The 14,042-nt window shown below is 51.0% G+C and carries 8 protein-coding genes; 3 read left to right on the forward strand and 5 right to left on the reverse strand.

The window, feature by feature from the left end; all coding sequences use genetic code 11:
• The first annotated feature begins 5 nt into the window (after nt 1-5).
• Nucleotides 6-1,679, forward strand: coding sequence for a glutamine--tRNA ligase/YqeY domain fusion protein (locus BED41_RS06460; RefSeq protein ID WP_066744208.1), 1,674 nt, complete (start codon nt 6-8; stop codon nt 1,677-1,679).
• 110 nt (nt 1,680-1,789) lie between these two features.
• On the opposite strand, the gene BED41_RS06465 is transcribed toward BED41_RS06460, so the two are convergent.
• From BED41_RS06465 to glsA, 4 genes are all read right to left on the reverse strand, one after another.
• On the reverse strand, nt 1,790-2,047 hold the full coding sequence (locus tag BED41_RS06465) for a hypothetical protein (protein ID WP_066744210.1): 258 nt from the start codon (nt 2,045-2,047) through the stop codon (nt 1,790-1,792).
• A gap of 188 nt (nt 2,048-2,235) precedes the next feature.
• Nucleotides 2,236-7,809: an Ig-like domain-containing protein gene (locus BED41_RS06470; RefSeq protein ID WP_084002296.1), complete on the reverse strand. Its 5,574-nt coding sequence runs from the start codon at nt 7,807-7,809 to the stop codon at nt 2,236-2,238.
• Nucleotides 7,810-8,263: 454 nt separating this feature from the next.
• Nucleotides 8,264-8,710 (reverse strand): GNAT family N-acetyltransferase, encoded by a 447-nt coding sequence (locus BED41_RS06475; protein ID WP_066749046.1) that lies wholly within the window; start codon nt 8,708-8,710, stop codon nt 8,264-8,266.
• A 10-nt stretch (nt 8,711-8,720) separates the two neighbouring features.
• Nucleotides 8,721-9,662, reverse strand: a complete 942-nt coding sequence (gene glsA, locus BED41_RS06480) for a glutaminase A (protein WP_084002297.1) — start codon at nt 9,660-9,662, stop codon at nt 8,721-8,723.
• Between the two features lie 655 nt (nt 9,663-10,317).
• Here glsA and BED41_RS06485 point away from each other — a divergent pair.
• Entirely contained in the window at nt 10,318-11,892 is a 1,575-nt protein-coding gene (locus BED41_RS06485; protein WP_066744218.1) for an AMP-binding protein, read from the forward strand.
• Nucleotides 11,893-12,090: 198 nt separating this feature from the next.
• Here BED41_RS06485 and BED41_RS06490 read toward each other — a convergent pair whose 3' ends face one another.
• Nucleotides 12,091-12,510: a transposase gene (locus tag BED41_RS06490; protein WP_168160242.1), complete on the reverse strand. Its 420-nt coding sequence runs from the start codon at nt 12,508-12,510 to the stop codon at nt 12,091-12,093.
• A gap of 184 nt (nt 12,511-12,694) precedes the next feature.
• Between BED41_RS06490 and BED41_RS06495 the strand changes: the two genes are divergently transcribed.
• Nucleotides 12,695-13,936 carry an IS256 family transposase gene (locus BED41_RS06495; RefSeq protein ID WP_066742107.1) on the forward strand — a complete coding sequence of 414 codons (1,242 nt, stop codon included), beginning with the start codon at nt 12,695-12,697 and terminating at the stop codon, nt 13,934-13,936.
• The last annotated feature ends 106 nt before the right edge of the window (nt 13,937-14,042 follow it).

Raw genomic sequence — 14,042 nt, forward strand, 5'->3', positions numbered from 1 at the left:
GCCTAATGGCTTCAGAAAATAAGAATCAGAATTTTATCGAGGAGATAATAACTAAAGACCTTGAAAACGGTACGGTCAACGAGGTGGTCACGAGATTCCCACCGGAGCCTAACGGCTATCTCCACATCGGGCACGCGAAATCCATCTGCCTCAACTTTGGCATGGCCGCGCAGTTTGGCGGCAGGTGCAACCTTCGCTTTGACGACACAAACCCCGCGAAAGAGGAGACGGAGTATGTCGAGGCGATCATGGAGGACGTCAAATGGCTGGGTTTCGAGTGGGCTGAGCTGCGCTACGCCTCCGACTATTTTGAACAGTTTTATAAGTGGGCGCTCGACCTCATAAAGGCCGGCAAAGCCTATGTCGACGACCAGAACGCGGAGGAGATACGCGCCAACCGCGGCACGCTGACGAAGCCCGGATCCGACTCGCCTTACAGAGACCGCAGTGTGGGAGAGAACCTTGAACTCTTCGCAAAGATGACGGCGGGAGAATTTGAAGAGGGCAGCCACGTCCTGCGCGCGAAGATCGACATGGCGAGCAGCAACCTGAATCTGCGCGACCCCGTTATCTACCGCATTCTCAAACGCGAGCACCACCGTACGGGCGCTAAATGGTGCGTCTACCCGATGTACGACTTCGCTCACGGCTACGAGGACGCCATCGAGGGCGTCACCCATTCCATCTGCACCCTTGAATTCCAGGACCACCGGCCCCTCTACGACTGGTTCATCGCCAACGTGGACGTTCCGCATGTGCCGCACCAGTATGAATTTGCGCGTCTCAACCTCACCTACACGGTGATGAGCAAACGCAAGCTGCTTGAGCTTGTCTCTCTCGGTATCGTCGACGGCTGGGACGATCCGCGCATGCCGACGATTTCCGGCTTCCGCCGCCGCGGCTATACCGCCGCCTCTATTCGCCGCTTCTGCCGCGAAATCGGCGTCGCGAAGGCCGACAGCATGGTCGAGGTGGAGCTTCTGCAGCACTGCCTGCGCGAAGAGCTCAACAAGACGGCGCGGCGCGGCATGGCGGTGCTGAATCCGCTCAAGGTGGTGCTTGAAAACTGGCCCGAGGGCTTCGTTGACGAGCTGCCCGCCGAGAACAACCCCGAAGATCCCGAGGCCGGCAGTCGTAAGGTGAAGATCGGCAGAGAGGTCTACATCGAGCGCGAAGATTTCATGGAGGAGCCGGTGAAGGGCTTCTTCCGCCTGTCGCCCGGCAAAGAGGTGCGCCTCAAGCACGCCTACATCATCAAGTGCGGCGAGGTGATAAAGGACGCGGCGGGGAATGTCACGGAGCTGCGCTGCTCGGTCGATATGGAGAGCCGCGGCGGTGACGCCCCCGACGGACGCAAGATAAAAGGCACGCTCCACTGGGTGTGGGGCGGTGACGCCGTGAAGGCGAGAGTCAACCTCTATGGACACCTCTTTACGCTGCGCAACATGAACGACATGGAAGAGGGCAAAGACTATAAGGACTACCTTGACCCTCAGTCATGCGTGGTCATGGAAGAGGCCCTCGTGGAGCCTACGCTCGCGCAGGCCGCGCCGCTTGACAAGTTCCAGTTCCTGCGTCACGGCTACTTCTGCGCCGACAGCGCCACCATGCCTGAGCGCCCCGTCTTCAACCTCACCGTATCGCTGAAGGACTCCTGGGGTAAGGAGCAGAAGCGTTAGAGGCAGCTCTCCGCTCCTGCCGATAAAGAAATATCCGACAACAAAGAAGAGACGCCATTATGCAAGGCGTCTCTTCTTCGTATATCTATGCTGTATGCTTCCGTACCAGGTTATCCCATATGGTTTCCCCATAACTTCATGACCAGGTCCCGTATATCACCTTCGCCAAGGATATCCCGCTTATCCTTCGGTATAGATAAAAACTCCTGACATACGGCGTCGTCGATCTGGCGCGGAGTGAAGTCGAATCCCAGTTCGCGCAGAGCGCCGGCCCGCTCGCTCTCCTCTTTGGAGGCGATTTCAAGACATATCTCCCGCATCTGCCCGTCGTTCAGCAGCGCGTGTAAAAAAACATGAGCGTCCCACATCTATCCGGATTCCCTCCCCTGCGCGGTATTTTTATGTCTCACAGAGAGCGTCATTCCTATATATGGCATATTTTATCCTCCATAAAATCTTTTTGTGCCACATCTGACTGAAAATACAGTCTCAATCTAAACGGAGCGCCGGTATGGCCTGAAGCCTTCCGCCCATACCGGCGCAGTCTGTATCTTGTTTACCGGAAGAATTTCCTGATCCTGATGATAAACGGCAGCAGCAACGCCGCGCCCACATATACTCCTGAATTACAGCCACTTCCGCTTTTTCCATCCTCTTTTGACGGATCTTCGTTGGGGTTCTTTATCTCCACTATATATGATGCGTGGACCCCGGAGGCGTCGTTTGCGGCGGCGGTGATAATGGCAAGCCCGTATCCTCTGGCCGTCACACTGCCGTCCGAGGCGGCCTCCGCGACCTCTGGCTTGCTGCTGGACCACGAAAGGCTTTTCACGGTGGCGTTTTCCGGTTCGACCGCCGCCTCTATACTGAGCGTCTCGTTCAGTTTCAGGTTAAACGGTCCAGTATTAGAGAATGTGATTTTTTCCACCGGTACGGCCGGCCTTCTTACGGTGACCGTGTAGGAGGCGCTTTTACCGCTCTCGGAGTCCGTCACCGTTATTTCACAGCTTCCCTCCAGCAGGAAGGTAGTAAGCGTTCCATCTGCCGCGTCCACCGCGGCGATATCTTCCCTGGCGCTCCGCCATGAAAGTGACACATTGGCGGAGGAGGGTAAGACTGAGGGGGTGAGTCCTTCCGCTGTGGTCTCAGTACCCAGCTCAAGGGACGGAGGATCTCCCGCGTTGAGGAATACGATGCTATCCGCTTTGCCGCCCGCCTTTTTTACCACCGTGACGTCGCACGACGAGGTATAGGTATCACCGGCTTCTGTGGTTATTGAGGCCTCTATCACGGTTCTGCCGCCGGCGACTGCGGTCACCGTGCCGTCCGCCGCGACCTCCGCGATGTCGGTGCTCGTGGAGGACCAGACGACCTTTCCATAGGCACTGGAGGGGGAGAATTCCACCGAAAGAGGATATGTTTCTCCCTCGGTTATCTCCGCTGATACCGGCGTAACCCTGATGCCGTTCGGCACCGTGGCGTCGTACGAGCCGTCTTTGCCGCATGATATCGTTCCGCTCACATAATTTCCGTTTAGCAGGGGATTGGAGAAAGACAGCGAGCTGCCCTGCTTCACCATGATGTTGATCTTGTCGTTTCCCTGCGTTATCAGCTGCGGCGCGCCGGAGGAGTCCGCCGTCGAGGCGTCTATCATCGCCCCGTCGTAAAGAGAGACGAGAGCGCCCCGCGCCAGCAGAAGCGAATCAGAGACGGTCAGTATGCAATCCTGTACCAGCAGTGTGCCGCCCTCCTCCACGGAGAGGGAATACAAATCGGTGTCGCTATCCACCGTGAATACCTCGCCCCTCTTTATCACATAGGCGGAGGTGACGGTGAACGTCTTTTCCGCGCTGACGACATCCGAAGTACCGGCTGGGCAGAGCGTCAGCGTTATCGTGCACTCTCCGCGTCCTCCGTCTCCGCCTGAGAGGGCGGTCAAGATGCCGTTTTCATCCACGTCCGCAATATTCTTGTTGGATCTCTTCCATTCCGTCTTTGTGACCGTCGCTCCCGGAGGGGTGACGTCATAACTCAAAGCCAGCGACACCCTGTCGTTCGGTCCGGTTATCTTCAGATTTTCCGACGCGCCTGCGGGGAGTACGATATTGGCCCTGACCTTTGCGTCATAATTGTAGATGGCCTCTATATCCCAGCGTTCGCCCCATTTAAGATCGCGGCTTATGACATTGCCCTCCGCTCCGTTCAGTTTTAACTTATAATATTCGGGAATGTCAAAGGTCACTGAATAGAGCCCGTCCTTTTCCGGTGTGTAAGTATGGGAGCCGCTGCCGCTCTCCGCCAGGTCTCCCGAGGCGTCGCTGATGCTCCAGCGGGCGTCGGCGGGAGCGACGTCTCCCGATACGGTGATGTTTATAGCGGGGCTGTTGACCTCCCTCACGGCGAAGGCGAGGGAAAGATTATATACGCCGTCGTTTGCGCCGTCCTGCACCAGATAATAGTTTCTGTCGCGTACCGTATTATCGCCGTCGTTTTTGATATCCATCTTCGTGAGCCACTTGACGCCGCTCTTTTTGTCCGCGCCGATATCGCCGGAAACGCCTCCGGGATGGTCGAAGAGCAAAATCCGCGTCGACACCAGATAACAGTCGCCGGACTTGCTGACCTCCGCGTACTTAGCCGTATCTCCTCCGGCCGCGTCGCCGAGGCTGCGGGCGTGGAGATAATTTCCGCCGGCGTCTTCACTTACGACCACAAACAGCGGGACATTTCGCAGGAAACTCTCGGTGAGATTCCCCTCGTCGATATTGGCGCTAAGCTCCTGCGGGATATCGGCTGACGATATAGTGAAATTTGCCTCGATAGGCAGATAATCGCCGCTCGTGACCTCACTGCCGTGATTGTTTTTGAACGTCTCCGCCAGCATGCGCCAGAACTTGACGAAAATGCCGCCGTCGGAGCCTGTGTTATTCGATGCGGAGGTGTTTTTCAGCGCGATCAGCTTCACCCTGTCCTTTGAAGCCGGTTCGATATCCCAGTAACGGGCGATCGCCTCCGCGATATCGCCGCTGGCGGCAAACTCCGTCACTTCGATATCCATGCTGTCTGCGTGTATCGGCTTTATAGAGGAGAGTTTGTTTTCGTCAAAGCCCACCGGCAGGGTGCCATTATCCTTCATCGCCGTGAAGGCGTCATAGATGAGGAAATCCTCCAATGAATTTTCTTTGATATCCAGTACGCCGGAATGGTCGGCGTCCGTCCTGTTTTCCTCCGGCACGACGACGGGGCCGTCGTCAGCCACCCGCCAGAGATACTGCGAGCCGAAATCGGAGAGCGACCTTTTCAGCACGCCGGGTCCGCTGTAGGTAAAGCCGCCGTCGCTTGCGGAGGAGGCCGCCGCGTAGATATGTCCGCCGATTGGCGTGCCCTCGATGGCAAGCTCAGGATTGCCGGTCACTTTGCCTTTAACTACCAGCAGCTTGTCGTTAGGCAGAGTTATTTTGCCGCTTCCGGAAAGGTCCTTATTTGGCTGGGCGTCGTTTTTGAGGTGCAGCGAAGCTCCCTCCGCGACGTCCAGATAATCGCAGGTGAATGGTGTATAAGAGCTTTCAATAAATGTCATGTCGGCGGATTTTTCTATATAGATGTTGTCGCAGACGTAGGCGGTTATGATGCCGGAGATATTTTTTGCCGTCAGCGTTTTTTCGCCCGAGATCGCCGTGTTGGCGGGCGGGGTGGTGGGAGGGTTGGAAAGGGGCTGAAAATAACAAAGTCCGTTGACGACCGCGTCATCCAGTACCAGTGCCGCGCCGCCATTTACCTTCGCGCTTGACGTAGAGGTCTTCGCATAGCCGTATATATTTATTCTAGATGAAGATCCCTCTAATCTCTTGAAATTATTGCCTTGGAATTCAAGACGAACGCCGCCTGTATCGGCGGTTGAATTGTTTCCATAGACACGTCCGGAGGGAGAACATGTACTGCCGATATTTATATCCCCAGACGAAGAGATAAATATAGATGAGGCGGTGCCGTTGATATTGGCGTTAGAAGTGTCTCCATTTACATATCCGGACCCGTTGTATGACGTGATTGTACCGGACTCCATCGTCGTGGTCACATTGCCGCGAACCGCAGCGTCTGAAGAACCGGTGCTTACATATCCGGCGCCGTAGTATGACTTGATCGTACCGGATTTTATCGTTGTGCTCACGTTGCCTCCCGCCGCCGAAGGATTGCCGTCGAGATCGAATCCCACGGTAGCTTTGCTGTTGGCTACACTAGCTCGTCCCGCGGCGTAAAGGCCGTTCCATGTCCCGTCCGTACCATCAACAACCGTCGTTATGCTGCCGCCAACGATACAGCTTCTAGCAGCGTAACCGCCGGCGCCTGTGTAACCGCCGCCGACAAAAGACGCAAGTTTCGCGTTTTTTCCTATGTGTGTCTTGATATCGCCGCCGATAAAGATGGTACCGTCAAGAACATATCCGCCTGAGAAAAACCAGGAGCAGGAGAGCCCGTCGCCGATAGTTATTTTGAGGTCGTCGCTGATTTTTATAGAGGCTTCGCTGCTGCCTTTGGTCTGACCAGTTCCGTAGAAATAGCCGCTGCTGCTGGTCCCGTCAAGGTGAAAATCATTCCCAATATCAATGCGGATGTTTCTGACGTTCAATTTTCCCTTAACGTAGCCAGCTCCGCAAAAAGGATTTATTGTGGACATCCTGTCGCCTGCGGTAATAGATATATCTCCGGATATATTAACCGAGCTATTTTCATTGTATATGTTAACGCCAGTTATTCCGTAACAGGCAAAATCGTCGCCGATCTTTATCCTGACGTCGCCGCCGATATTTACAATGCCCTTTGATGATGACTTTTCGATGTCCGCACAGCCGATAATAGAGGAAGATTGATTAGGCTCCGGATCCAGCATGGAACAACCATTTCCGATATTGACATCGATGTCTCCGGATATATTTGCCTCGCCGCCGCCCGAGGATATTTTTACGCCGCCGTTGATTCTCGCGTTGTTGTGTTTACTTGCCGCGCCGTCGTGGAGATTGACCGTGATATTGCCGCCGATGTTGATTTTTCCGCCGTCGATAGTCTCTCCGCCGCCGACGACGCTGGTGACGTATGTCGTGCCGGTGGTTATTTTGTGAATATCCACCGTTATGTCGCCGGAGATCTCCCCCGTATGAGCCGGTCCATAGGCATAAGGGCCGCCGTTGATGCCGAATCCGAGGCTGTTGTCCACGCATCTGTTAATGTCCAGATGTACGTTCCCGATCACCCTTGATACCGCGCCGCCGTTTCTGTTCCAGTCGTCGCCGCTTATGCCAGTATACACATATCCGCCTCCGCGGATACCGTCTATGCGGTTTTTGTTTCTTGTATCGGCAAAATCAGCGCTTGCCACTTCGATGTCGATGTTTCCGATGATCTCCTGTACGGCGTCGCCGGAGGCCGCGGAATGGTATATATCAGGCCGTGAAACCATGCCGCCGCCGAAGATTCGGACAACGTCGGCGTTAGTCTCTCCGGCGAATGATTTTTTACCGGTCAGGATTTTTACGTCGCCGTACTCTCTGAAGGTTCCTACTGAGTTCACGACTTTGCCGCCGCCAAATATGCGGGGACTGCTGGATCGCATGTATCCGGACCGGTCGGTATCTCCGCCCTCAAGGTTGATTGTTACCGGTATCGGGTTTGTCTCCGTTCCGATGTTTGAGTTATAACCGCCGCCGAAGATATAACCAAGATTACCCGTCTCCGTGAGGCTAATTTTGATCGCCGAACTGCCCTCGGAGGTCATGTCGGCGGAGTCGCATCCGCCGTATATCACGGCGCTCTTTCCTTTGACCGTAATATCGATGTTTTCTCCGTCTTTTAGGATTAGGTCTCTAGCGTGGGAGCCGCCATATAGAGTGCCGTCGAAGTAGACTTTTTCACCGATCGTAATGGGGATGCCGTTGGCGTACATATTGAGCGATGCATCGCCGCTTGACGTGCTGATTTTGCAGTCGCCGGAGGCCGACTCGATTGAAAGTGATGTAAGTCCTCTGTCCGTTGGCAAGTTGATGTCGTTGCTGTCGGACATTAAACTATCCCCCGAAAGAATGACCGTCAGGTCGCCGATGTCGCCTGATGAAACTCTGTCAAGGTGTTTCATCGCGCCTCTGAATGTATCAAACGGGTCGCTGTCTGTTCCGGAACCTTTATCGTCGCTTCCGTCACCGCTGCCGGAATATTGCACGTAGACGGTGGTCTGAGTTGGAGTGGCTGCTGCGAAGCTATGCAGTAAGACTGATGAAGCTAAAATAAATAGTAGAAGCGGTAGGATTAAATAAACTTTGCTGTATCTTTCTGGGGGGGGGCAATTCGAGTTGATTTTTGTGGTGCGTCATGAGATTTAGCTAGACCAGGCATAATAAAACTCTCCTCTTTAAGTATTGGGGTATTTTATGAATCCAATAATACGCTCCTAAATTATCTTTTGCAAGTTTTGTGAAGGGTAAAAATAATGATAAAATTTTATTTTAATTGTTTGGTTTTCGCCGTCTTGTTTTTAGCCTTTTTTGCTCTACGAATAGTTTAGCTAAAAAGGCCGCATTTGCAGCGGCCTTTTATCCTGAGTTTTTATTTTTGTAAATCATCGGTGTGTATCTCAGACCATTACTCGTCTGTTCTTCTGCCACTGCGGTAAAGCCGAGTCTCCTATAAATGCCGACGGCGAAGGCCGAAGAATTTACGGTGATCGTCTCCGACGAGCTTCTGCTAAGGGCCGCCTCGAAGAGTTTTCTGCCGACGCCGCGCCGCTGGTGTTTGCCGTCGACGAAGAACAGCGTGACATGTTCTCCCTCATTGCCCATGGCGATCATGCCGGTGAGTTCGTCTCCCTCGTAAGAGCCGTACATTTCAAGGGCCTCTATCTTTTCTCTGTCCGCCAGAAAACGCCGGAATGTCTCGATGCCCTCTTTCGGGTAATCGTGGGCCTCGTACTGCATAAAGACATCCATCGCGAGCGCCAGCGCCCGTTCCCTTTCCGCGGGGAGAATCTTTTTTATAAGCATGGCCGCCGTCCTATTCGCCGAGGCCACGCAGATTCAGCTTTTCGGAGAGCAACTCCAGCGCCTTTATCCCCGCGACAGAGTTGCCCTTCGCGTTGAGGGCGGGGGAGAAGACCCCGATACCCATGCGTCCGGGAACGGAGACGAGGATGCCGCCGGAGACGCCGCTCTTGCCGGGCAGGCCGACGCGTACCGCGAACTCTCCCGATTCGTTGTATAGCCCGCATGCGCTCATAAGTCCGAGCACCGTGAAGACGGTCTCTTTCGTAAGGATCTTTTCTCCCGAGTGGATTGATATTCCGCCGGAGGCGATCATCGCGCCGATCTTCGCCAGGTCGCCGCTTGTGCAGCGCAGACTGCATAGGGTGAAGTAAAGGTCAAGGATCGCCTCGACGTTGCCATGCAGCAGCCCCATGCTCTTCATAAAAAAGGCCAGCGCCCTGTTCCGGTCGGCGCTTCGTTTTTCCGAGGCGAAGACCCGTTCGTCGAAGCCGTTTTCCCTGCCGGTGATACTCTTCATAAATGCGATGAGCCTGCAGGCGGACCCATCTTTATATGCCTTGTAGATGAGCGAGCATACCGCGATCGCTCCCGCGTTCATGAAGGGATTCGACGGCTTGGAGGAGGTCATCTCAATACGCATGAGCGAGTTGAATGAGTCGGCGCTCGCCTCCATGCCGACATGACGGAATACGTTGTCCCTGCCAAAGTTCTCTATCGCGAAGGATAAGGCAAGGATCTTGGAGATAGACTGCATGGTAAAAAACTGCCCGCTGTCGCCCGTCTCAATTAATGGAGAATCGATACCTTGGCAGCTCAGTGAAAATAGTTCCGCCGACATTAATGAAAGTTCTGGTATATAGTCTGCCACTTTTCCGTCAGCGGACATGACGCGGGATATATTTCCAATGTCGTTTAGAAGCTGTTCATTTAATAAATTATCTTGTTTTTTCATGGATAGCTCTCCTTGACCGTTTTTTATAGCTTAGGGTTCACTTATAGCACATACAAATAATGGCGATAATCGCTAGCCATAAATGGAGACATTTAGACAATTATGGCTGGCCCGATACTAGAATGCGATATCCTAATATGTCCTACGCCGTAGTGAATGGCATGTTGACACACATTGTAGCAAATGCATCCTGTGCCGTATAGCATTCGCCAAACCCGGCACTGGTGATAACAGAAGATAATAACCTATTTGTATCTGCATACGGAAAGCGCCGCAATTCACAGTCAAACCTCAGTCCATTAAAAAGTCAAATGGAAACATTAAAAAAGCGCGCTGTATATTTCTAAATATTCACGCTATGCTGTAACTGTAAATTTCATAAAGGACATATTCGTTTGTAATTTTTGGAATTTACCCACAATAAAACTGTTTTTTAATCATAGGTATGTGGCTGAATGAATCCGCAGCAGTATTTGAGTTGGTCAGAGCCCCCTGCTCAACTTATTGTTGTTTTATTGTCCGAAGGGAGAGGATAGATATCAGTTATCTAGCATAGATTACGGTCAGTGAATATTTAAATATGCAATTTTGTATAACAAGAAGCTAAATATTCCACAGATATTTTACTTGTGCTTATGGTAAGAGGGTGACGGTTATGATTTATGTCGATGATACAACAATAAGACAATGGCTTGAGAAACGAGCGAAAGATGAAGCGGATAGGGTTTTCTGCATTTATGAGGACGTACCTATCACATATGGTGAAATAGAGGAAAAAGTTAACCGGCTTGCAAATGGTTTTCTCGATCTTGGTTTCCGGCGCGGAGATCGTATCGCTATAATGATCCCCAATCACCCGGACTTTTTCTTTATGGTATTTGCCTGCGCAAAAGTTGGTTTGACATATATTCCCCTCAATACCAACCTCAAAGGTGCCAACCTCGACCTGCTGCTGCAGCTTTCTGACCCACGTGCTCTGCTCGTTGACGAAAGTTTTGCGGATATTATAGCGGAGAGTTTGAGGCGAGTCGGCTTGAATAATATCAAGTTTATCTTCACGCGCGGCAATGCCGATTTCTCTGAAACTGGTATTGCTCACCAACTACCTTTTTCTTCGGTAGGTGCGGATGCTGAAGCTACTCCTCCTATCGTTCCAGGCGCAGGACCTGAAGATGTGCTGGCGATCTCCTATACATCAGGAACCACTGGTGTACCTAAGGGAGTCTTATTGACAGATAGAATGTTGCGCACGTGTGCTAAAGGCGCGGCGATTGCCAATGAGGCTGGTCCTGGTGAAGTAATGCTGATGTGGGAGTCATTCTGCCATATTGGCGGCGTGCAGATGATATGTGTATGCTTGATCTATCTTTCCGTTATGGCTTTGCTTCCTCGTTTCAGCGCGTCGCGTTTCTGGGATCAGGCCCGACATTACAAAGCAACGCGTGTGCACTATCTGGGAAGTGTATTGCCGATCTTATTAAAACAGCCGCCAAGAGCCGATGATAAAAATCACTCGGTAAAAATCGCCTGGGGGGCAGGTGCTGCCCGTCAGGTTTGGAAAGAGTTTGAGGATCGTTTTGGTGTGCAGATTCATGAGGCATATGGCATGACCGAATGTTCCAGCCTGACGACGGTCTGTCTCGATGGCAAAATTGGTTCTATCGGTAAACCACTGCCTTACTTTGAGGTACGCATCATGGGAGATGACGGCAAAATCGTACCGGTAGGGAAACTTGGTGAGATTCAGGTTAGAGGCAAACAGTCAGGGCTCATTCTCAAAGGATACTTCCGAAATCCGGAAGCGACAAGTAAATGCCTACTTCCCGATGGTTGGTTTGCCACTGGTGATTTAGCTTACATGGACGAGGAGGGGTATATCTTTTTTAAGGGTAGGTCAAAAGATAGCCTTCGCATTAACGGAGAAAATGTTTCGGCCTGGGAAGTGGAGCGGGTCATCAATGAATATCCAGATATTGAGGAATGCGCCGTTATAGGCGTTCCCGGTGAATTGGGCGGGGATGATATGAAGGTATTCATAAAGTGTGTCTCTGGCAGGAACAGACCGAATCCCGCCGACATTGCCAAATGGTGTGAACCACGGATGGCTAAATATCAAATCCCACGTTATTACACGTTTATAGATTCGTTCGAAAAAACAGAAAGCCAACGAACAAAGAAAAATGGACTTTCACGCTCTACTGATGATAGTTGGGACCGATATGCAAAGTAATTGATTTTTGTTCGTTACTTTATATTCGCAAATTATATTCAAATTATATTAAGACTGACTATACGAAGTCAAGAGGAAAGTAACAAAAAAGAGTAAAAGAACTAGGAAAACATCGTACCTTGACAAAAGCATACAGAAATTGACCTCTTCCCAAGCCAGAAGTCAGAAACGAGAAGTAGTTTGTGATGGCATCCTAAATCAGGCAGCCATTGAAACGAATACCTCGTTTGTATAAAGCATGTGGAATATAACGCGTATGAGTTTTTTTGAAAGATGTCCCAAAGCGACAAAGTAATGTTTTCCCTGGGCAATCTTGTGCTCCATATAGTTTCGAAAGTCACGGCAGTGGATAGAACAGAGCCTTGCCGCCTGCATCAGAGACCAGCGCAGATATGTCGAACCGTGTTTGACCATAGGCGTGTTCGCCGCGTTGAACTTGCCGGATTGATATGTGGACGGGTCAAGTCCAGCGAAGGCCTGAAGCTGGTCAGGTTTTTTGAAGCGTCGTATATCGCCTATCTCCGCAAGTATGACGGCGGCGGTACGAAAGCCAATACCAGGAATCGTCAGCAGCGGCGTATTTATTTCAGCGACCATAGCCGCGATCTGTCTGTCCAAAAACGCGATCTGTCGTTTAAAGAAACGTATCTGCTCAATGACCTGAGAGAGTTCTAAAGAAAGAGCCTTGCTTGTTCTGGCAATAGAATTCTTCGCGAGCCTATGAAACAAACTCTGTAAATAAAGAAATCGCCCAAAAAGGCCTTCTGTGATAAATTAAAATTACTTACAGGAGGCCTTTAAAATGGCAAAAGATAAGAAGATTACTCACAAAGTTCAGATGACAGACGGGAAAAGAGATATCATCAGATACCTACTTCAGGAATACGATATCAAATCTGCAAAGGATATCCAGGATGCGCTGAAAGATCTTCTGGGGGGTACGATTAAAGAGATGATGGAGACTGAGATGGACGAACATCTCGGTTATAAGAAATCTCAGCGTTCAGAAGGCAGCGACTACCGCAACGGATACAAACAAAAGCATGTAAACTCAAGTTTTGGAGAGTTTTGCATAGACGTTCCTCAGGACAGGGAATCCAGCTTCGATCCTAAGATAGTAAGAAAGCGACAAAAAGATATTTCCGAGATAGACCAGAAAATAATATCTATGTACGCTAAAGGAATGACTACCCGTCAGATATCGGCAACGATACAGGATATTTACGGGTTCGACGTTTCAGAAGGCTTCATATCGGATGTGACTGACAAGATAATGCCGCAGATCGAAGAATGGCAGAACAGGGCACTCTCCGAAGTCTATCCCATTGTTTTTATAGATGCGATTCATTATTCTGTCAGGGAAGATAACGCTGTAAAGAAGCTCGCAGCCTATGTAATACTTGGAATCAACAGCAACGGTATAAAAGAAGTGCTTTGTCTGCAGGTGGGAGAAAATGAAAGCGCCAAATACTGGCTGACAGTCCTGAATTCCCTGAAGAACCGTGGTGTAAAGGATATCTTCATTCTCTGTGCAGACGGCCTTAGCGGAATGCGCGAAGCAGTAGAAAGTGCGTTCCCGCAGACTGAATACCAGCGCTGCCTTATACATCAGGTCAGGAGCACTATGAAATATGTGGTTGAAAAAGACCGCAAAGAATTTGCCGCAGACCTAAAAACAATATATCAAGCTCCCGACGAGTCCCATGCGCTGGAAGCGAGGGAGCATGTTGCTGAGAAGTGGGGATTAAAATATGCAAATGCAGTGAAGGGGTGGGAGCGCAACTGGGATACGATCTCTCCGATATTTAAATTTTCTTGCCAGGTAAGAAAGGTCATTTACACGACAAACGCGATAGAAAGCCTTAATTCCACCTATCGCAGGCTCAACAGCCAAAGAAGCGTATTCCCCAGCGCAGGCGCCCTTCTGAAAGCCTTATATCTTGCTACTTTTGAAGCAACCAAGAAATGGAGTATGCCAGTTAGGAACTGGCGCAGTATCCTTGGTGAACTAGCTGTAATGTATGAAGGACGGATGCCTGAATAGGCTAAGAATAATAAAAAGCGGCCAGTGTTTGTATTGACACTGGCCACTTAATAGGTTGATAATTTTGTTATACAGGGATCGTTATTAGCCCTAGTTGTATTGGATT

Source organism: Cloacibacillus porcorum (assembly GCF_001701045.1).
GTDB lineage: Bacteria > Synergistota > Synergistia > Synergistales > Synergistaceae > Cloacibacillus > Cloacibacillus porcorum.

Coding starts and splice junctions, on each gene's coding strand:
- BED41_RS06460 (WP_066744208.1), top strand. CDS start 6: ATGGCTTCAGAAAATAAGAATCAGAATTTTATCGAGGAGATAATAACT.
- BED41_RS06465 (WP_066744210.1), bottom strand. CDS start 2,047: ATGTGGGACGCTCATGTTTTTTTACACGCGCTGCTGAACGACGGGCAG.
- BED41_RS06470 (WP_084002296.1), bottom strand. CDS start 7,809: ATGAAACACCTTGACAGAGTTTCATCAGGCGACATCGGCGACCTGACG.
- BED41_RS06475 (WP_066749046.1), bottom strand. CDS start 8,710: ATGCTTATAAAAAAGATTCTCCCCGCGGAAAGGGAACGGGCGCTGGCG.
- glsA (WP_084002297.1), bottom strand. CDS start 9,662: ATGAAAAAACAAGATAATTTATTAAATGAACAGCTTCTAAACGACATT.
- BED41_RS06485 (WP_066744218.1), top strand. CDS start 10,318: ATGATTTATGTCGATGATACAACAATAAGACAATGGCTTGAGAAACGA.
- BED41_RS06495 (WP_066742107.1), top strand. CDS start 12,695: ATGGCAAAAGATAAGAAGATTACTCACAAAGTTCAGATGACAGACGGG.